Origin of the sequence: Bacillus sp. KH172YL63 (assembly GCF_011398925.1) — a bacterium.
In the GTDB taxonomy this organism is placed as follows: Bacteria; Bacillota; Bacilli; order Bacillales; family Bacillaceae_B; genus Rossellomorea.
The window spans coordinates 314,083-334,077 of sequence record NZ_AP022842.1; the positions used below are offsets into that span (position 1 = coordinate 314,083).

The following is a 19,995-nucleotide window of genomic DNA, read 5'->3' on the forward strand; positions in this document are numbered from 1 at the left end:
TATTAGAGGTGGATTTGTTGGGGGTAATCTTAGGTATAAAGATAAATGATGTGAAAAAATTGATTGAACAAGGTAATGCTAACGCAATCAAGAAAAAATTAGAAAAAGGTATGGATCCTAACTTAACAGATGACAATGGTTCTAGTTTGTTAACTCATGCAATTAAATACCAACAAGAAGATATCGCTCATTTGTTATTAAAAAATGGTGCAGATCCTTATTTGAAAAACAAATATAATCTTTCTCCATATGATATAGCATTTAACGATAGCCATAAATCGATATTAACCATGATTGCTAAATTTAATAAGGATATCTTAAAAAGAAAAAAGAAAACTATTTTTACATTTGAAAAAGGTGCTGATACTAAACATGTCCATTTAGAGTATTTAGCCTACCCTAAACTACATGATTTTGAACATCAGTATTATAAAGATACGATTGAGCTTATTGATGAACTTATTGATATCAAAAAGCAAAAACTTAAAACTGACGACTTAGGTGGAGCAAACAAGTATGCCAATGATATTTTATCTAAGGTTTTTGTTAAACAAATTGATGGAATTATTAAACAAAAGAAGAAACCATATTATGCTAGAGTGGATTATATGAACAATCACGGCAAGCTTGAATCTGTATATATTGGTTCTAAAGGAATGGAAGATGATCGATTTTACCCCCCACAATCACATTATGGGGGGCTATTCGCCCAGGGGAAGTTAGGGAAAATCAATCATCCGACTTTAGGTGAAATTGAAGTAACCCTTATTAGACAGATTGAGAATGAAAATGGACGAATTCAGGATATCTTTGATAAAGAGTGGGATGTCGAAAAAGGATATACCGATCTTATTCTTATGAAACGCCTGAATGATAAAGCGAAAGAAAAATTAAATCAGATTTGGGAAACCATCCAGGCCGAGCAAGATACAGTTGTTCGTCTAGGAATCTCAGAGCCAATTATTGTTCAAGGATCAGCTGGTAGTGGTAAAACCATGATTGCACTCCATCGACTTTCGTATTTACTTTATGAATATAAAGATAGGCTGGAAGAGCATAAAGTGATGATTATGGGTCCAAATCAAATGTTCCTTAATTACATACAAGAGGCTTTGCCACATCTGGATATCAGCCACATCAAACAAGCTACATTTGATAGCTTTGTGAAAGAAAGGTTACCTTTTAAAGAAAGTAAATATCAAATAGATTATGAGACTAACCTGGATCGACCAGATTTATATAAAGTCAGTAAATTGAAGGGGTCAATTGGCTTTAAAAGTTTCATTGAAAATTTCATGCAGCATGGTTCACACATTTTTATACCTACCCAAGGGTTATTCTTACATACACCTTATGGTAGTTTTAAATTTTCATTGAAACGAATTAAAGAACTGTTTGAACAATATCGTAAAAGAAGTTCAATAAGCCAGGTTAAAGAGCGTATTATACAAATTCTGAAACACGAAGCAAATAATTTTGTACGCGTGCTTGAATGGGAAGAGAAAAGACCGGAACTACACATAAGTAAAAAAATTGTAGCGAAATTGAACAAGAAAGTACAAGATTTTGAAAAGAGTTGGCATATACCTAACGCTTTTGAAGTGTATAATTGGCTAACCACAAATGAGCAATACCTTAAGAGGAATCTGCAAGTAAATGAAGAGTTGTTACTGAAACTAATATCTGTAAACGAAAGTCAAAAGGATAAAAGAGTCGTAACGAATGATGATTTAGCTGCTCTATTAACCATTCAGCAGTCACTCCATGGCTATACAGGTGCTAATAGTAAGGGGAATCCTCTTGTAATGACGAAAGAAAAATTCAATTATCTCATTTTAGATGAGGTACAGGATTATAGTCCTTATCAATTAGCCTTAATGAAAGATTATACCGTCAAAGGCCGAATCATGATGTTAGGAGATTTGGGGCAAAGTATCTATTCTTATAGGGGGATTGAAAGCTGGGGAGATGTTGCCAAGAGTTTAAATTATCAAAGCAATGAATATAAATATATAGAATTGTCCACGATTTATCGCTCTACAATTCAAATTGTTCGATTCGCAAACGATGTCATTAGACCTTTTGCGAATAGGCGCTACACACTTTCTGAGCCGGTTGGCCGTGATGGAGATAATCCTATTTTTAAAAGGTTTAATGATTATGATGAACAAATGTCGCATTTGAAAATGGAGATTAAAAGCTTCCAGAATGACGAATTTAAAAATATTGCTTTAATTACACGAGACCAACAAGAAGCACAGGTATTATACAAGAAGCTTCTTCAAGAAGGGATCGATTTAAGTCTTTTGATTAACCCATCAGATGAATACGATGGAGGTGTTATCATCACCCCCCTGTATTTATCTAAAGGAATTGAGTATGACGCAGTTATTTTAACAGATGCATCGATGAATAAATATCGAGACACAGATCTATCTAGAAAACTAGTGTATGTAGGGGTAACGAGAGCGCTGCATAAAGTGGTCATCTGTTATGAGAACGAGCTAGCTCTCCCTATATTAGAGATACTTGAACCAGAACGTGCTCAAAACATCAGATTAGAGAATAAAAAAGATGATTCAACGCGAAATATAAAACTACAAAACAACATTTCCTTAAATGATTCTAATGATTCATCGAAAATCGTATCAGAAATAGAAAGTCTTTTAGACCGATTGAAGAATGATAATAATGAAGAAATTATTAGCATGCGAAAGAGAGTGAATAGTTTAGAAGCGGAATTAGAGGAGTATAAAAATAAGAGTTACAATAGTATATATAACTCTTATTTACTTCATCATGCTACGATGGATGAATTAAAAAATTTCCTGACATATGTATCAGATCACCTTAAGAACGAGAATTGGATAACCTATTTAGAATTAATAGATGATTTTATTCGTGTGTCAAATGACTCAGCAGTTAGTTTGATTCTTGAATATATAGAAAAAAACCTTAATGGGATTTCTGAGGATGTATCTAGTCAGCTAATAAATTTAACGGAGTTGTTGTTTGCAAAATTTGATGGTTCTTATGAACATGTTAAAAGTATTTTGGAAAGTTCTATTAAAATCGCAAATCTTTTATTAAATGATGGATTTGATGTGAAGAATACTATATTAGAGTGGGAAATCGAACCAATAGTTGAATTAAATGATAAAGAGATTATCCTTGATTTGCTACAGTTATATACAGAATGTAATATTACAGATCCTATAAAAGAAACGTTAACAAAGCTTTTTCAAGACTGGGTGATATTTGAGCCACTTCTTAATGTTGACGATATGATTAAGTTGTTATGGTACTCAGTAGTTGTTAAGCAGGAAGGTATGTTTTTAAATGCTCTAGAGTATCCTCTATTAGATGAAAAGAATCGTATGGAGATTGAACAATATTTTAAAATATATGATGTTTTGAATGATAATAACTTAACCTTAGAAGATCAACATGGTTTTTTACATTCTAATTTATTTACTAATAAAGAAGGTGAAAATATAAACAAAATTTTGTTGGATAAGAAATATAAATAAATTAAACAGGTTAAAATAGATTGAATATTTTAATGCTGAAGCCAAAGTTTAATATGAATGAATATTATGAAAATTAAAAAACGAAACTTATGCCTATTAGTTAGTCAATCAATTATTGTAGAAGTTTCACAAGATGGTTATATGTATGTAAAAGGTTCAGCACCAAGAACACTGCCTCATATTTTATTTCCTAACAAAGTTTTTGAAGAAAAGAAAGAATTGCTAAAAACGTTAGATATTAAAAAGGATTTAGTACTCTTTCTTCGATTAATTATTTGCTAACATTTTGCTAACGCAATCCAGTGAATAACGATAAAATCTCGTTAAAGATGTTACAGAAAGAAATTAACAAAACCTTAATATAGCGCACTATTTGCATACTCAGTGTAAGATATTGCACACTCGCACCTTAGGGGCGGCATGATGTAATCTGCCAACCGTTTCACACCTGTGAAGCAGTTCGATAATTAAATACCTCCCCTAAAGACTACTTCCCAACCCAAGGAAGTAGTCTTTTTTCATTCACCCCAATCCCAAAAGTAGCGAGATCCACTCCACTATGAGATGCTACATACATAAGAGGGTATTTACCTTATAGCACATTCACAGTAAAAACTTGTATATATATGTTAATGGATGTAGTAGTATATGGGGTAAGTATGAGTCAGTGAAAGAAGACGGATCCTACAGGGTGGCAGACATGAATCGTAAGACGAGAGCGTTTATTATTTTTATGATGGTGTATATCCTTTCTTACTATCTATTGATTGGGTTGTTTCAGGGAAATAGAGAGTTGATGGTGTATATCGGGAGTGCGTTTCAGGTCATTGCCCCGCTTTTTTCCGGGGTCATGCTGCTGAGGCAATTTTATGTGCAGAGGGAAGAGAAGCTGAAGTATTATTGGTTGTTGACTTCGGTTGCTACTTTTAGCTATGCGGCCGGTACGGTCATTTTTAGATATAATTTAGCGGTTCATCATATTGGTACGATTTCCGTTTATTCTGATGCTCTTTGGTATTTGAGCATCTTTTCATTTATCTTTGCGTTGATTTTTGTTTTTTCGTTAAAGAAGGATACGTCGAAAACGATTCAGTATGTGTTTGATATTGTGATTGTGATGGTGGTTGCAACCTCGATCAGTCTGCATTTTGTGATTGAGCCGATTTTCAGTTCGATGTTGAACGTGGGGCTGTTTCAAACCATTTTGTATGTGTGTTATCCGGTGGGGATCCTTGTATTGCTGTTTGCGGTGTTGAGTCTGTATTATTCGAACGTGCCCGTGTTTCCGAGGAAGGTGCTTTTCACCAATTTGACGGGGTTCACGATTTTATTGATTGCGATTATGAACAATTTGTACTTAACGATCAATGATAAATATATGACCGATAATGTGAGTGATCCCCTATGGGCGTTGTCGATATTGTTGTTTGGCCTCGGGAGCTTGTATGATCACCAGAATGTGAAACGGGATTCGAATGTGGGAGAGGTAAGCCTGAAGTATTCAGGTGGAATTTTGAACAGGTTGACGTTGAGGCTGATCCTTCCTTATCTGAGCGTGATGATCATTTTCACGTTCATGATTTTTCAAGGGGTGTTGGAGTTTAACAGCATCGTCATCGGCTCGATCATCTCGACCTTATTGATTATTATCAGGCAAGTGTTCACGGTTATTCAGAATAGTGAGCTGCTGATAGAGACACAGGAATTGAATAAGAAGCTTGAAAGGAAAGTCGCAGAACGAACGAGGGAGCTTTACCTGAAAAATCAGGAATTGGAAGATTCGATGGAGAAGGTGGAGTATATCGCCTATCACGACAGCCTTACCTCTTTGACGAACAGGCGTTATTTCGAGGAGGCCGTGGAGCGGGCGATCGGGGAATCGTCTCCAGGGGAAAGGATGGCTGTTCTGTTCATCGATCTCGACCGGTTTAAATTTATCAACGATACTTTGGGTCACCATATCGGGGATTTATTGTTGATTGCAGTTGCCGATATCCTGAAGAAGATCGTCGGGGAAGATAATATCGTTTCACGCCAGGGCGGGGACGAGTTTATGATCTTATTAATGAACACGTCGAAAGAAGAAGCGGGCTGCATAGCGGATCTTATCGTGAAAGAGCTGGAGAATCCGATCGGGATCAACGGCAACGAGTTATTTATCACGTCAAGTATCGGCATCACCCTTTACCCCGACCATGGAAACGATGTGGATACATTAATCAAAAGGGCGGATATCGCCATGTATAGTGCAAAGGAACTTGGCGAAAATGGATACCAGTTCTTTAATGCCAGCATGGATGAACATATTACACTGCGGGTGAACCTAGAAAACGGGCTGAGAAGGGCGATTGAGCTGAACGAACTGAGCGCAGTCTACCAACCGAAGCTCGATTTGCGCGCCAATCAAATCATTGGCGTTGAGGCCCTGTTAAGGTGGAATCATAGCAAATATGGATTCATCTCCCCTGCTACATTCATTCCACTGGCGGAAGAAACGGGGCTGATTGTGAAGCTCGGGGATTGGATCCTCTACGAAGCTTGTGTGCAGTTGAAGAAGTGGCATGACGCAGGCTTGGATGATTTGTCGGTTTCGGTGAATGTGTCAACGATTCAATTTCTGCAGAAAGATTTTGTCGGAAAAGTAGAGCGGATCGTAGAAGAAGCAAACGTCGATCCGACATATATTGAGCTTGAAATTACCGAAAGCACGATGAAAGATCTTCATTTAGTCGTCGTGAAATTAGAGCAGTTAAGACAACTCGGCTTCAAAATATCGGTGGATGACTTTGGATCTGGGTATTCTTCTTTAAGTCATATTAAAAATCTTCCGATCGATATTCTGAAGATCGACAAAACATTCATTGATGATATTGAAAACGACGAAAGCAATGCAGCAATCGTCTCCACGATTTTGACGTTGGCCAGTAATCTGAATTTGACGGTGATCGCAGAAGGCGTGGAAAATGAGAAGCAATATAAACTATTAAAGGAAAGCGGCTGTGACCAGATTCAAGGGTATTTCCTCAGTAAACCACTACCTGCTTCCGAAATCACCGGCATCGTTTCAACGACATTTCTGATCAATCCATAAGAAGAGATCATTCCCTTGGGGGTGGTCTCTTTTTTGCATAACAGAGAGTTGAAAAGTTTATCTTCTACATAAATAGGAAAAAAGTATTGTATAAAACACATCCAAAAGACATAGATTTACGTATGCTTACACGTAAAACGAATGACAATACAAAATAACAGCAGGTGATCACATGAACTACACAACGATGAGGTTAAGGAAGCTAGTGGAAAGAATCATTGAAGGGGACGAATTGGCGAAAGCAGAATTCGAGCGTAGATGGGAGATCCCGTGGGAACAGGTGGGAACGGTACCGATTTGTACAGAAGGGAAGTACGTGCAGGACTGAATGGTTCTATCCCATTACTCTATGATAAAGTGATAGGGAGAACAGTTCAGAAAGAGGGTTACCGATGACAGCTAAACTTTATTACCAAGATTCCTATATGAAGACCTTCCAGACCTCGATCAAAGATCAGGGGGAGGATGAATCGGGCTGGTACGTTCTATTGGAGGAGACATGCTTTTATCCGACAGGAGGCGGCCAGCCCTATGATAGAGGATTACTGAATGACAAAAGAGTCATAGGAGTAGAGGAAGTGGACGGGGAGATCCGTCATTACATAGAAGACCGATTTGAAGATCTTTCAGAAGTCGTCGAAGGAAGGATCGACTGGGAGCGCCGATTCGACCATATGCAGCAGCATGCCGGACAGCATATCCTGTCCGCAGCCTTTGAAGAAGCACTCCAGTATGAAACGATCAGCTTTCATTTGGGACAGGACACTTTGACGATCGACTTACAGATCAGTGACCTCACTGAAGAGGAAGCGATGAAAGCAGAAAGGTTGGCCAACTCGGTCATTCAGGAAGCGCATCCGATCGAGACGAAATGGATAACGGAAGCGGAGTTATCCGACTATCCCCTCCGAAAGCAACCATCCGTCACCGGTCCGATCCGCCTCGTCATCATCCCGGACTTTGACTATAACGGGTGTGGGGGAACGCATCCCCGTTTGACGAGTGAAGTCGGGGCGATCAAGATCCTTGACTGGGAGAAGCATAAGGGACATATCCGGCTGCAGTTTATCTGCGGGGACCGTGTACTCGGCCGGCTGCACCGAAAGCACGGACTTCTCAAGGAGCTGACGGGCCGTCTGCAAACCCCGGAAGAAACGATGCTTCCGACCGTCGAGCGCCTGCTGACCAAGCAGAAAGAACAGGAAAAAGCTTTGGAAGGATTGAAAGACATCCTCTTAACCTATGAAGCAGAAGGACTGATCGGGGAAGCCGTCCCTCAGGGGGACTGTATGTTGATCCAGGCGGCATACTCGGAAAGGCCGATCCAGGAGCTTCAAAAAATCGCACAGCATATTGTTTCTAAGAGAGAAGACGTCATCTTGACGCTCGTCGTCCATAATGACGACAAATTGCAGCTGGTGGCTGCCAAGGGATCCGCCCCCGGCGCCAACTTAAGGGAAGTGGCGCAAAAAGTCTTTCCATTGATCAATGGAAAAGGCGGCGGAAAGGAATCCTTCATTCAAGGCGGAGGAGAAGCGGTCATGAGTAAAGAAGCGCTCCTTGAAGCAATGACAAGCCAACTATAGCAGAAATAGCCATCCGGCATAGGCCGGGTGGCTATTTTTTGTTGGAAAATGAGCGCATGAAGGAATATCAGCCCTACTCGGTCACACTTCATTCACAAATGATTCCAATTACCTACCAAATTTAATACTTGTAATAAAACACCTAATCATTACCACTCTTACATTTAAATCCAGGGTTGAAATTCCGGAACTGAATCTTTTGTAACTATACAAATGACCCATTTACAGCGACAGGAAAATCCATGACCTAGTTCAAAAATAACAGTCAAAATTCGACAAAATCCCGCCCTCATTGACGCCAATCTTCACCAGTGATAATTATTATATAGCAAAAAAGTATCAAGATTTTCATTTAAAAAAGTTTTAAACATGAAATTCGTGGTAAATAAGGATAGAATTAATTCCATTTTCTTCAAACATCATACGAACGAATCATTTTAAGCTGGATTTGAATCGTTTGATTTGCTGGTTCGTAGATAGGTGTGAAGCGAGGGGAAGATTCTTCATTTAACAAATGGTTGAATGCCATTTCAATTTCCACAACGTCTTAAGGTGGAATCGATCAGAAACCCATCTGCCAAGGGAAAGGAAGGAACGCATAGGATGCTTGAGTCAAAGAGGAAAGCGATTATTTTTATTGTCTTATCCGTATTATTAGCAGTAACAGCAGGTTTTCTTGTACTAAAGAAAGTGCAGGCATTAAATACAAACTTGGGTACAAGCGTGAAGATCTTTGTAGCAAGCAAAGAGATTTCATCCCGTTCTCTCATCACGCCTGAGAATGTAAAAACCGATGAGATCCCAAAGAAATTTCTTAAAGACTACCATATTACAAATGTAGATGAACTTGTTAATAAAGTGTCTGTCGTTCCCTTATCAGAAGGAGATGTCATCACTAGAAATATTTTGAAACAGGCTTCATCAGTCGTTGATGAACACAATCGACTGATTACCCTCATGCAAAACGAACGTGTTTTCTTTGATGAACCGTTAGAAGCATTAGATCGGGTGGACATCATTGTTTCACACCGATTTAACGGGAAAGAAGAAACGACTGTTTTCATGAAGGACGTTAAAGTAGCAAGGACGGCAAAAAAAGATAATAAATTCAAAGGTGTCCAATTGGAGGTTTCCATCGACAAAGCTCCGGAACTTATTCATATGCAAAATTACGCAGACAGCTTGAGGGTCATTAAAGCAAATGTAGGAAAGCAAGAAGCAGATGGAAATGAGGGGGAAGAAGAAAGTCCTCCGGCTGAAACAAAAACGGAGGAACAAAAGAAACCTGTAGAAGAACCTAAAAAAGAAGAAAAACCTAAAGAAGAGTCGAAGCCTACAAAGCCTGAAGAGAAACCTAAACAACAATAGTGAGTGAATTCGATAACGGAGGGACCTTATGAGTAAGGAATATCAGATCTTTCTCATTGGAGAAGAAAATGAATTGTGTCAAAAGTTAATGGGAGGTTTAAATACCACTTACGAAGTCATACACATACCTGCGGATTCCTGGGGCACTGATTTGCGAAAGTATGAACCGGGGGTCGTGATCTTTTATAAAGGTGAAACGGATTCGCCGCAATCTATGATAGAAGAACTGAATCGGGACTTCCCAAACGTCGCTTCTCTATATGTACATACTGAACAGGATTTTAAACTGCTTAGAGAAATGACCCGTGCAGGCGCCGAGGATTTCATCATCTTACCAGACGAAGAGAAATCACTTGGAGAACGAATCAATCATATTTTACAACGGTATCAATCACGAACTGAAACAGCTGTATCTTCTGGTACTTATAAAAGAGGAAAGGGTCAGATCTTTTCTTTTTACAGTGGAAAAGGCGGAGTAGGTAAAACGCTGTTAAGCACGGCTTTTGCTCAAACCTTAAAGCTTGAGTCGACGGCACAGGTTATTCATATCGACTTTAACCTGCAATATGGAGGATCGGAAACATACCTGGGGATAGAGAGCAATCGGTCTCTGATCGATTTGCAGCCGGTTATGAATGAATTAAATGAGCATCACATAAAGAATATTTCTGAAAGCGAGTCATTTTCAAAACTCGAGGTGTTAGTCAGCCCAAGAGATGCAGAAATGGCAGAGAAAATCGATGAAGAATTTGTTATCAGGTTATTGAGGGCCTGCAAACGTTGTTACGACTTTATCATCATCGATCTTCCTTCGACCCTGGATGTGAAAACGTACACGGCTTTAGAAGAAGCAGATCGCATCTATTACGTCATGACTCTAGACACACCATCCATACGGGTGTTGAAACATGTGGAGGATCTGTTAAAGCGCCTTGGACCTCACACGTTGGAGAACATGGAGCTGGTAGTGAATTTGTCAGGAAGAGAGAATGAACTGACAAAGAAGGACTTGGAACGATTTGTCGATCTTCCTGTCTCAGCGGAAATCAGGCGTGATATCAAGGGTGTCCAGGCAGCCATTAATCAGGGGCAGCCACTTAGAAAAGAAATTAAAGAGAAGAAATTGGTTGCACCAGCAAAAGATATACAAAAATGGGTTACTTCCATGTTGAAATAAACATTTGAATAGAGGGAGGTGGAACGATGTCACTCTTTCAACGAAACCCGGATAAGCAAGGCAACAGGAAATATGAATATGAAGGAAATTCAGCTTCAAGCTCAACTAATCCCTATATCGATGAGTTGATAGAGCACTATAAAACTAGATTGTTGACTGAAACTAACTTAGAGGAATTAACAAGCTTGCGAGATGGAGAGAGAAGACTGTCGATTGAGAGACTGATTAATCAATTTATGGCAGAAGAGAAAGTTGTCATTCCCAGCCATGAAAAAGAATCCATGCTCTCGAAATTAATCGATGAAAGTGTTGGATTTGGTCCACTGGAAGCTTTGTTAAAAGACGATACCATTACTGAAATTCTTGTGAACGGTCCTTCAGAGGTCTTCATAGAGAAAAGCGGTAAACTGGAGAAATCGACTATCACGTTTAAAGATGAAGAACATGTAAGACATATCATCGACCGGGTCGTGGCCCCACTCGGAAGGCGTATTGATGAGAGTTCCCCTATGGTGGATGCCCGCCTGCCTGATGGCAGCCGTGTCAATGCAGTCATTCCACCGATCAGTTTGAATGGGACATTGATATCAATCCGGAAATTTAAGAAGACGCCGTTTGAAATGGAAGATCTCATGAACTACAACACCTTTACCCATGAGATGGCATTCTTTCTTGAAGCGATTGTAAAAGCCAAAATGAATATCCTTGTCTCTGGGGGGACCGGTAGTGGAAAGACCACTCTGTTAAACGCCATGGCAAAATCCATTCCCTTGAAGGAACGGGTGATCACCATAGAGGATTCTGCAGAGTTGCGATTGAACCGGTCCAGTGTGGTAGGTATGGAAGCAAGACCGTCCAATGTTGAAGGCACTGGTGAAGTCACGATCAGGCAGTTGGTAAAGAACGCCCTCCGTATGCGTCCCGACAGAATCATCGTAGGGGAAGTAAGGGGTTCAGAGGCATTCGACATGTTACAAGCGATGAATACCGGTCATGAAGGATCCATTACGACGGTCCACGCCAACTCGCCTTCTGATGCCATCAGCCGTGTAGAAGGGATGGTTGTGATGGCCGGAATGGATCTCCCAACCCATATCATACGGGAATATATCGTGGGGGCCCTGGATTTCATCGTTCAGGCCGAACGCCTGTCAGATGGATCAAGAAAAATCATGAATATATCAGAAGTATATGTAAATGACCATAACAAAATCGAGGTGCAGGATATCTTCACTTTCGAAAGAACCGGACTTGGAAAAAACGGTGAGGTAATAGGAGAATTCGTTCCAACAGGGATACGTCCCCGTTGCTTGAACCGACTGAAGGTCCATGGGGTTGAAATAGAAGACAGCTTGTTCGAACCGAAGGAGGGAGTAAACCGTGCAGCTAATGATGGTATCTATTCTTTATAGTTTAGCTGTCCTTTGTTTGCTTTGGGGACTTTACTTCCTTCTTGGCTATCGTAACCAGAAGAAAGAATGGAAGCAGAAGATCAGCACGTGGTATCCGGAGCAAAAGCGAAAGAGTTCTATCAGTGTAATCGGCGATAAATTCGATCAATCCGAGACGGCTAAACCGTTGGCGTTCAAGTTGCAAAGTTCGAATATTGCGCTCCTTCCATCGGAATATTTAGGAATTCATATTCTAGGCGGGCTAGTACTATTGGTCCTGCTATTCAATATCTTTAAACTCCCTATGAATCTGGTCCTGCTCCTGATTCCGGGAATCTTGCTGACTTCACACTTTCTATTATTCTATTTAAGAAAAAATAAATATCAAGAGCGCTTCAACAGCCAGCTTGCCGACATTTGCCGATTACTCGGCAACGGGGCCAGGTCCGGACTTACCATCAATCAAGGAATTGAAATGGTAGCACGGGAGGTAAGTGCGCCAGCAGGAGATGAGTTTAAAAGATTGGCAAATGAACTCAAACTCGGGGTGCCTCTTGAAGTGGCATTGAGGTCGATCCAACAACGAAATAAATCCCGGGAATTTCAATTGTTCATCGCGACCATCCTCATCCAGAAGAAGACCGGGGGGAACTTAGCGGCTACCTTGGATTCTATGTCAAACACATTGGAAGACCGTAAAGTATTAAATCAAACGATCAAGACGATGACCTCTGAACAACGGTATATTTCTATCCTGGTTCCCGCCATGCCGATCTTTATCGTATTGATGATGAACAATATTATTGAAGGGTTCACCGATTCTCTGAAGACGGTGCCGGGAATGATCATCCTCGTCCTCTTTCTGTCAGGAATCGTACTCTCATTCTTCCTAATCAGAAAAATAACGAATATAAAGGTGTAGCCTATGGATGCCATTATTATCTTAGCAATCATTGTCTTTTGGATCACATTTGTCATCGCTATCCGGCATTATTCAGTCTATCTGAAAGAAAAGCGTATGTTACTAGCGCATATATCCGAAGTGACGGAAGTAAGTGCTTTTGATAAAAAGTCGAAAAAGAAAAACAAAACCAGCATCGTTCAAAAACTGACCAAGTATGCAGATGAATTCTCGGATCTTGGACAGCGGATCAATTTCTTCAGTGAAAATCATGATGTAAGGGACTGGCTTCAGAAATCCGGTAATAAATACGGATTAACTGTTGAGCGGTTCCAAGGAATGAAGATTGTTCTCTTAATCATCGGGTTTATCTCAGGAATGCTTTCCCTCGTAATAGGGCTACCATTCTCTCAATATGCGCTGATATTCAACCCGCTGATTGGTTACTTTCTGCCAATCATAGTAGTGAGAAATCAAGCGAAGAAAAGACAAGAAGCTTTGAGATATGACTTACCCGATTTTTTAGATACCATCAGCACCAGCCTGCAGGCAGGTGTCAGCTTAGACCAGGCTTTAAGGGAGGTGATACGGTTCTTTGACGGTCCTCTCAGGGAAGAGTTCTCACGATTCAATCATGAAATCGACCTGGGGGTACAAAGAGAAACCGCCTATCGCAATTTACTGGAAAGAAACGATAACCCTGAATTCCAAAGTCTCATCAAGGCACTGATGCAAGGATTGAAGCTCGGTGTCCCAATCGCTACGACCTTCAAAGTCCAAGCAGAAGACATGAGGCAGTTCAGAGAAGAACAAGTAAAAGAACTTGCAGCTAAAGCTTCCCCAAAAGTAACACTCGTCACCACATTCGTCGTGGCGCCGGTTTCCATACTTATGATTGCCGGGCTGATGTTACTGAACTTAATCTATGGGGAGAACAGCATCATTAAACTATTTGATAACCTATAAAACGGAGGAAAATAATAATGAAAAAACTAACAGAACTTTACACAAAATGCTCAATTAAATTGGATGGAATGATTCGCAATGAAAGAGGATCTCAAACGTTGGAGTGGATTGGGATTGCAGCGGTGATTGTAATTTTGGTTGGGGTTATTTCGCAGGCGTTTGCGAATGATACGTCAATTGGAAGAACTGTACTAAACAAAATTAAAACAATGATCGGCCAAATTGGAGGAGGATGAAAATTAATAATTTATTATAATGTCTGGGGGGTAGAGATCAGCCTATGAGAATTAAAACGATCATTCTCTTTCTCACTGTTTCTCTCTTATTGATAGGGTGTAGTGAAAATGATAATAACAGTGATGCTAAAAAGAATAGTGCACCAAAAGAAAAGGTTGAAGAGAAAGATAATCAAGGGCAATTATCATCATTGAGTGATAGCCGCTACTTCGAAGAACTTCCTGATATACCGCAAAATACACTTGAAGTGATAAATCAACCACCTGGCAAGTTTGCCAACAAAACAGTGTTTCAAGAAGGAGTAACTGAAATAGTTAATAGTGAAATTGAGGATATTCCTCCTCTTCCAGATAATCCAAGTGAAGAAGATTACAACAAGTATTTTAGGTATATCTATTCTTTGGGCGCAAATGATTTTCAGAATCCAGAAGATTTAGTGAAAAAATGGGAATTTTCAATGTTTGGTAGCCCATATCTTCAAGATCCTAAATATCAGTTTAAAGAGAATTATAATGTTGAAATAATATTGGATTCTAGTGGAAGTATGGGAGCAAAAGTTGGTGGGAAGACACAGATGGAGTTAGCAAAGGAAGCCATCAGTGAGTTTGTTTCTACCTTGCCTGAAGAAGTCAACATATCTTTAAGGGTATATGGCCATAAAGGGACAGGTCATGAAAAGGATAAAGAAAAATCTTGCTCCGCTATTGAACAGGTGTACGGTTTTAAAAATTATCAATCTGAAGAATTTAATAAGGCGTTGGACCATTTTCAGCCTAGTGGATGGACACCAATCGCCGACAGCTTAAAAGAATCATTCGCATCATTTAAAAAATATGACCAAAAGACCAATACTAATTTAATATATTTAGTTAGTGATGGAATTGAAACTTGTGATGGGGACCCTGTAAAAGTAGCAGAGGAATTTGCCGATTCAAACGTTTCACCGATAATTAACGTTATTGGGTTTAACGTTGACGCTAAGGCACAAAAACAATTGGTAAAGGTATCAGAAGCCTCAAATGGTATTTATACTACTGTTGGAAATAAAGAACAGTTATCCACTGAATTCGATAGAGCTCAAGAAATATTGCTGAGGTGGGAAGAGTGGAAGGGCAATGCCATGATTGATGCTGAGAGTAAGCGACTAGATAATAACCTTGATATTATGAAATATTCGAATGATTGGAATTTCTCTAAAGATGAACAAATGATCAGAATTAGCGAAATACTTTCTCTTCTAAGAGAACAAAAGAAAATTAACTTAAATCATGAAAAAGAGTTGAAAAAAAGATCTACTAAAGTCTCAAAACTAATTGAGAAGTCTCACAATGAGATATTAAGTGATATGAAAGAAACCAATAAAAAGGAAATTGAGACTTTAAAAGAAGCCATTAAAAACAAATACAACTCTGCAGCTGAATGATGTAAAAAACAAGACTAATCTTGGGGAATTCATCGATGAGTAAAGCATAAAACCTTACACATAGAAAGGAACTGGAACGATGATGGAACGAATAACCAAAAAGGTTTTTGTCCTGTTGGCTCTACTCATCGTTCTTTTCCAATCATTTTCCTTGCCTATATATGCAAGTGCCACCATCAAACCGTGGAACGGAAATCCGTGGACAGGTGGTTCTTGGGAAGGAAGCCAGTGGGACCCTCAGCAATTCAAGTGGGAGGGGAATCCCTGGGAAGGTAAGTCAACACAGGGAAATGATTGGGAAGGTAACGGTACTGAAGGTCAGGGAACTAACGGCCAAGGAACGAATGGACAATCCTGGGAAGGGGTTGATTGGTCAAACGCGCCTTGGTACATGGATCCTTGGGTATTGAATGGTTGGACGCCTAATGGGTTTCAGGGTAATGGAACGGATGGGAATCCTTTTAATGGAAATGGAACGAATGGCAACTCGTTTGGTGGGAATGGAACAAGCGGTAATCCTTTTAACGGTTATGGTACCACCGTAAATCCAATCGGGGGATATGGAACAATTTATGGACCCACCGCAGGTAGTGTGAGGAACTATTCACCGGAAGGATTTGATCCTACACAAGTAAATACGCCTCAAGGGGTAGAAATTGCAAAGTACATCTCAAATGATGTTATTGGCGGACAAGTCAATATGATAAGTGATTATATGAAAGACGGAGTTGACTTTAAGCCTAATGGTTCTTTCTTTTCTTCTTTGGTTCTGAATGGAGTGAAGGTTGGTTTAGGTGATAAAACACCGTCTCTTGTTAATGGAATAGCAGATATTCATGATGGTACTTTAAAGTCAATTGATGCTGCTAAGGCAGTTAAAGATTATAGATATATTAAAGATTTAACAGAGTTAAGAGATGGTTTAGACGCTGCAAGAGGTGTTATTGATGCAGGTAACATTGCAGGGGACTTACCTAATATTGGCGCTATTTCAAAATTAAATATCGCTACTGCTGCATTAGGTGCAGGATATTCCGCTTTTGAATTGGGCTTTAATGGAGCAAAAGCATATGATGTTTTTAATTCGAGTGCGGCTGGAAATGAGAAAGTGTCTGCTATAGCAGAGGCAAGTAGTAACTTGGGTGATTTAGCCATGAACGCCGGAGTAGTGGTTGCTGCAATTCCAGGATTTCAAGTGGCTGGAACTATTATGATTGCAGGAGGAGCGGCTCTTTGGGGAGCTTCTAAGTTAACCAAGCTAGTAGCTGACAATTGGAGTGGTATAAAGAAATTTGCAAGAAATCCAGTAAAAAATACTACTAAAGCTATTAGCAATGGTATAAGTAAGGTGAAGGGTTGGTTTAGTTAGTATCAATGGGAGGCTCTCTGTCTCCCTCATTAGTTAGGAGATATGTTTATGGATGTCCAAGTATTAAAAAGAAATGCAAATAAGCATAAGAAGCTTTTTGAAAATAAGGTATTAATTAATCCTTATAATTATAAAGTAAATAATGTTGGATATTATTTAGTGATTTACAAAAAAGGAGACAAGTTAAAAGGGTATTCGGTTATTTCTGAAAAGGAATACTCAGAGGCGGACGCAATTTTAGCTTTTGAGCAATTGGTAGGTTTCACAGCCCTAGTTAATAATTTCTTCGAACTTGAACAAGCAAAAATGAAACTATCACCAGATTCATTCAGTAATATTTCTATTGTTTTAAAAAAATATCTAGCTACGAATAATAATGATACTTTGTCTAAAGGTGTTGAGGTTTTAAACACTCTTGAATCGAATTTAAAAGATCTACAATATCAAATAAAAAGATACTCACAACATTATGATGACAAAATATTAGTTAGTAACAATATTGACCTAAAGGAAATAAGAAAGCTTATGGAAGTACTCTCACAATTGAATAGAATTCAATATTTACAAGGGAGTATACTTTTAGACACGCATGAAAGTTTGATAGAAGTCTATAAAGAAATGAAGAAGCAAAACTTAATTAAAGAGCTGTCTAAATATGATCAAACGGTAATAAAAGAATTGACAACTGATATCAAAGATGTAGAAAAAGGGGTTAATTCTTTAAAAGTTGAAGCTGAAATTGTAGATTTGCCGGTAGAAGAACAAATAGAAATTCTAATAGGAGAGTTTGAAAAAGCCATTAAAGAAAAACTCCCACGCTACAAACAAGACCTACGCTACCCCAAACCATGAGGTGACACAATATGGATAAACCAATAAGACACACTTTCTCCTTTATGGGGGAAAGGTTTGAAAAGATTTTAGTGATCATTCTCTGTGTGCAACTACCGTTATTGTTGTTGCATTCTCTTATTACGAATTATATCTATGCAGTTACTCCAAACGTAGGAACAATCTATTCTGTAGCGGATATTTATTATGCTCTATTTACCATTCTGTTTTTCATTTACGCTCAAATCCCGTTTGTGAAATATACGTTCAACGAATTAGAAGGCAGGGAGAATTCTTTACGAAACGCTTTATATACTTTTGTGGTAAAGGGCTTTCCTATTTTTATCTTTGCTTGTCTGATCAGCATTCTATCAATAATAGGTTTTGCATTTTTTATCATCCCAGGGATTGTGATTATGGCTGTGTTTATCACCGCACCAATCATTGCAATAGTAGACAACAAATCGGTATGGAAGTCTATTAAAGAAGCAGGTCTATTGTTTAAAAAGAAGTTCATTAAAATTATTCTTCTTCTATTACTATGGGGAATCATAGAGATGGTCGTAGGAATTGTTCTGAATGGGCTTGTTTTAAATATTACTTCTTCGTACGCGGCTATAGCAGGCGTGCAAATGATTACCAATATGCTATTCTACCCTGTTTTTTTAGTGCTATTAACAACCTACACATTAAAATGGAGAGCAGGATTACGCAAGCTTGTGTAGTGAGGATGTGAGAAGGTTATGTATAAGCTGAATGAAAAATTGAAAAGTGAAGAAGGTTCATCTACCATCGAATTCTTGGGAATCCTCCCCTTTATCCTGCTGGTCGTCATGATTGCCTGGCAGCTCATCATAAGCGTGCAAGCTGTTGTGGTTGCTCAATCGGCAGCAAACGAAGCTGCTAAAGTGTACTCAATCACTGAAGATTCATTCGAGGCGACGGAAGCAGCAAAAAGAATAGTCAATGCCGGGGGATCCTATTTAACTTTTTCAGGCGCATCAGGTATGGCTGACAAGGATTTTACAACAAATGTAAACGTAGAGATTGATTTGGTGTTTCTTCCGAAAAAGCTATTTCCAGGAGGGGCTACCCCGTCCATATCGTTTACTTCTACAGCCTCTGGCAAGGTGATCAAAAATGAGAGCTAGCGTTAAAGCGTATCTTCAGGAAGAACGAGGGAATGCGGCGCTCTTTATGATAGGGTTACTGAGTATCATGATGGTCTTGTTTGTCTTTGTATTTAACCTTTCCAAGATCTTCGCGGTGAAGGAAGAAGCGAATACTACCGCGCAGCAGGCAAGCTTAGCAGCCACGTCAGTCCTTTACGATCAATTGGACGAGGCTATTGAAGAATATGAGAAGGGATTAATCGGTACAGTAGACTCATATCCAGAATCTATCGGGCAGAAGATCGAAAAAAAGGAATCACAATTAAGATCTGATCCTGGGTACAATGATTATTCGGAAAATGAAATCAAGCTGGAAGCAATGGACATTGTTTTGACAGAGGAATTACGTCATGGTATCGGAAAAGAAGATCTTGATTATCAATTGGGACAAGATATTTACAACGGAATCTTACCGGAAATGGTCTCCCAAGCTAAATCTACTATATTAGAAAATGGCGGAAACCTAACTGATGCCACTTTAACGATAAAAAACGGACAAGTTTTTGTCCATGCTTCAAACACCATGGACGGAACCGCCTTTAAAGGTTTTTTTCAGGGTATCAAGGAAGATCTGTTTCAAACATCAGCTGGACCTAGAGCGGATTTTATTGAAGAGCTTTCAAACTTTCATAATCAAGAGGTAGAGAGATCCCTTGATTATTAATATGACAGGAGGAATGAAAATGTCCAAAAAAGAAAAACGCTGGAGAAGATTTTATTTATTCCTGATGATTTTCTTCTATGCGATATACGTCCCGGTTTCGGTACTGGAATGGCTGCTAGGCGATGGTGGCTTACCGATAACCGCAGTTGTAGTTGGAATGGCATTGCCATATATGAGGAAGAACCATCTTCATCAGATTCAGATGAAAGAAGGAACAGGAGCCTGAAGTGAACTTCAGGCTTTTTATTAGAAGTAAAATTAGTTTACAAGGTTAATTTGAACATTCTAA

The 19,995-nt window shown here is 39.2% G+C and carries 17 protein-coding genes; all 17 read left to right on the forward strand.

Annotated features, from left to right (window positions below):
* The first annotated feature begins 17 nt into the window (after positions 1-17).
* The 17 genes from KH172YL63_RS01670 to KH172YL63_RS01750 all read left to right on the forward strand — a co-directional run bounded on the left by KH172YL63_RS01670 (position 18) and on the right by KH172YL63_RS01750 (position 19,932).
* On the forward strand, positions 18-3,530 hold the full coding sequence (locus tag KH172YL63_RS01670) for a UvrD-helicase domain-containing protein (RefSeq protein ID WP_173104483.1): 3,513 nt from the start codon (positions 18-20) through the stop codon (positions 3,528-3,530).
* 700 nt (positions 3,531-4,230) lie between these two features.
* Positions 4,231-6,621 (forward strand): DUF4084 domain-containing protein, encoded by a 2,391-nt coding sequence (locus KH172YL63_RS01675; protein WP_173104484.1) that lies wholly within the window; start codon positions 4,231-4,233, stop codon positions 6,619-6,621.
* Positions 6,622-6,793: 172 nt separating this feature from the next.
* Positions 6,794-6,949, forward strand: coding sequence for a hypothetical protein (locus KH172YL63_RS01680; protein WP_173104485.1), 156 nt, complete (start codon positions 6,794-6,796; stop codon positions 6,947-6,949).
* Between the two features lie 64 nt (positions 6,950-7,013).
* Positions 7,014-8,207 carry an alanyl-tRNA editing protein gene (locus tag KH172YL63_RS01685; RefSeq protein WP_173104486.1) on the forward strand — a complete coding sequence of 398 codons (1,194 nt, stop codon included), beginning with the start codon at positions 7,014-7,016 and terminating at the stop codon, positions 8,205-8,207.
* Positions 8,208-8,810: 603 nt separating this feature from the next.
* Entirely contained in the window at positions 8,811-9,575 is a 765-nt protein-coding gene (gene cpaB, locus KH172YL63_RS01690; protein ID WP_173104487.1) for a Flp pilus assembly protein CpaB, read from the forward strand.
* A gap of 28 nt (positions 9,576-9,603) precedes the next feature.
* Positions 9,604-10,752: a CpaE/TadZ family protein gene (locus KH172YL63_RS01695; protein ID WP_173104488.1), complete on the forward strand. Its 1,149-nt coding sequence runs from the start codon at positions 9,604-9,606 to the stop codon at positions 10,750-10,752.
* A gap of 26 nt (positions 10,753-10,778) precedes the next feature.
* On the forward strand, positions 10,779-12,164 hold the full coding sequence (locus KH172YL63_RS01700; RefSeq protein ID WP_173104489.1) for a TadA family conjugal transfer-associated ATPase: 1,386 nt from the start codon (positions 10,779-10,781) through the stop codon (positions 12,162-12,164).
* Positions 12,142-13,065 (forward strand): type II secretion system F family protein, encoded by a 924-nt coding sequence (locus KH172YL63_RS01705; RefSeq protein WP_173108015.1) that lies wholly within the window; start codon positions 12,142-12,144, stop codon positions 13,063-13,065. The genes KH172YL63_RS01700 and KH172YL63_RS01705 overlap by 23 nt, the downstream gene beginning before the upstream one ends.
* A gap of 3 nt (positions 13,066-13,068) precedes the next feature.
* Positions 13,069-14,010, forward strand: a complete 942-nt coding sequence (locus KH172YL63_RS01710; RefSeq protein ID WP_173104490.1) for a type II secretion system F family protein — start codon at positions 13,069-13,071, stop codon at positions 14,008-14,010.
* Positions 14,011-14,027: 17 nt separating this feature from the next.
* On the forward strand, positions 14,028-14,246 hold the full coding sequence (locus tag KH172YL63_RS01715; protein ID WP_173104491.1) for a hypothetical protein: 219 nt from the start codon (positions 14,028-14,030) through the stop codon (positions 14,244-14,246).
* A gap of 44 nt (positions 14,247-14,290) precedes the next feature.
* Complete coding sequence (locus KH172YL63_RS01720; RefSeq protein WP_173104492.1) at positions 14,291-15,670, forward strand: VWA domain-containing protein; 1,380 nt, start codon at positions 14,291-14,293, stop codon at positions 15,668-15,670.
* 79 nt (positions 15,671-15,749) lie between these two features.
* A complete protein-coding gene (locus KH172YL63_RS01725; protein ID WP_173104493.1) occupies positions 15,750-17,039 on the forward strand; it encodes a hypothetical protein in 1,290 nt (429 codons plus the stop codon).
* A gap of 48 nt (positions 17,040-17,087) precedes the next feature.
* Entirely contained in the window at positions 17,088-17,891 is an 804-nt protein-coding gene (locus tag KH172YL63_RS01730; protein ID WP_173104494.1) for a hypothetical protein, read from the forward strand.
* An 11-nt stretch (positions 17,892-17,902) separates the two neighbouring features.
* Positions 17,903-18,595, forward strand: a complete 693-nt coding sequence (locus tag KH172YL63_RS01735) for a hypothetical protein (protein WP_173104495.1) — start codon at positions 17,903-17,905, stop codon at positions 18,593-18,595.
* A gap of 18 nt (positions 18,596-18,613) precedes the next feature.
* Positions 18,614-19,021: a TadE/TadG family type IV pilus assembly protein gene (locus KH172YL63_RS01740; protein WP_173104496.1), complete on the forward strand. Its 408-nt coding sequence runs from the start codon at positions 18,614-18,616 to the stop codon at positions 19,019-19,021.
* Positions 19,011-19,706 carry a Tad domain-containing protein gene (locus KH172YL63_RS01745; RefSeq protein ID WP_173104497.1) on the forward strand — a complete coding sequence of 232 codons (696 nt, stop codon included), beginning with the start codon at positions 19,011-19,013 and terminating at the stop codon, positions 19,704-19,706. Before KH172YL63_RS01740 ends, KH172YL63_RS01745 begins: the two co-directional genes overlap by 11 nt.
* 19 nt (positions 19,707-19,725) lie before the next feature.
* A complete protein-coding gene (locus tag KH172YL63_RS01750) occupies positions 19,726-19,932 on the forward strand; it encodes a hypothetical protein (RefSeq protein ID WP_173104498.1) in 207 nt (68 codons plus the stop codon).
* Positions 19,933-19,995 lie beyond the last annotated feature (63 nt).

Coding starts and splice junctions, on each gene's coding strand:
- KH172YL63_RS01735 (WP_173104495.1), top strand. CDS start 17,903: ATGGATAAACCAATAAGACACACTTTCTCCTTTATGGGGGAAAGGTTT.
- KH172YL63_RS01745 (WP_173104497.1), top strand. CDS start 19,011: ATGAGAGCTAGCGTTAAAGCGTATCTTCAGGAAGAACGAGGGAATGCG.
- KH172YL63_RS01695 (WP_173104488.1), top strand. CDS start 9,604: ATGAGTAAGGAATATCAGATCTTTCTCATTGGAGAAGAAAATGAATTG.
- KH172YL63_RS01705 (WP_173108015.1), top strand. CDS start 12,142: ATGATGGTATCTATTCTTTATAGTTTAGCTGTCCTTTGTTTGCTTTGG.
- KH172YL63_RS01700 (WP_173104489.1), top strand. CDS start 10,779: ATGTCACTCTTTCAACGAAACCCGGATAAGCAAGGCAACAGGAAATAT.
- KH172YL63_RS01675 (WP_173104484.1), top strand. CDS start 4,231: ATGAATCGTAAGACGAGAGCGTTTATTATTTTTATGATGGTGTATATC.
- KH172YL63_RS01720 (WP_173104492.1), top strand. CDS start 14,291: ATGAGAATTAAAACGATCATTCTCTTTCTCACTGTTTCTCTCTTATTG.
- KH172YL63_RS01685 (WP_173104486.1), top strand. CDS start 7,014: ATGACAGCTAAACTTTATTACCAAGATTCCTATATGAAGACCTTCCAG.
- cpaB (WP_173104487.1), top strand. CDS start 8,811: ATGCTTGAGTCAAAGAGGAAAGCGATTATTTTTATTGTCTTATCCGTA.
- KH172YL63_RS01710 (WP_173104490.1), top strand. CDS start 13,069: ATGGATGCCATTATTATCTTAGCAATCATTGTCTTTTGGATCACATTT.
- KH172YL63_RS01730 (WP_173104494.1), top strand. CDS start 17,088: ATGGATGTCCAAGTATTAAAAAGAAATGCAAATAAGCATAAGAAGCTT.
- KH172YL63_RS01740 (WP_173104496.1), top strand. CDS start 18,614: ATGTATAAGCTGAATGAAAAATTGAAAAGTGAAGAAGGTTCATCTACC.
- KH172YL63_RS01680 (WP_173104485.1), top strand. CDS start 6,794: ATGAACTACACAACGATGAGGTTAAGGAAGCTAGTGGAAAGAATCATT.
- KH172YL63_RS01715 (WP_173104491.1), top strand. CDS start 14,028: ATGAAAAAACTAACAGAACTTTACACAAAATGCTCAATTAAATTGGAT.
- KH172YL63_RS01750 (WP_173104498.1), top strand. CDS start 19,726: ATGTCCAAAAAAGAAAAACGCTGGAGAAGATTTTATTTATTCCTGATG.
- KH172YL63_RS01725 (WP_173104493.1), top strand. CDS start 15,750: ATGATGGAACGAATAACCAAAAAGGTTTTTGTCCTGTTGGCTCTACTC.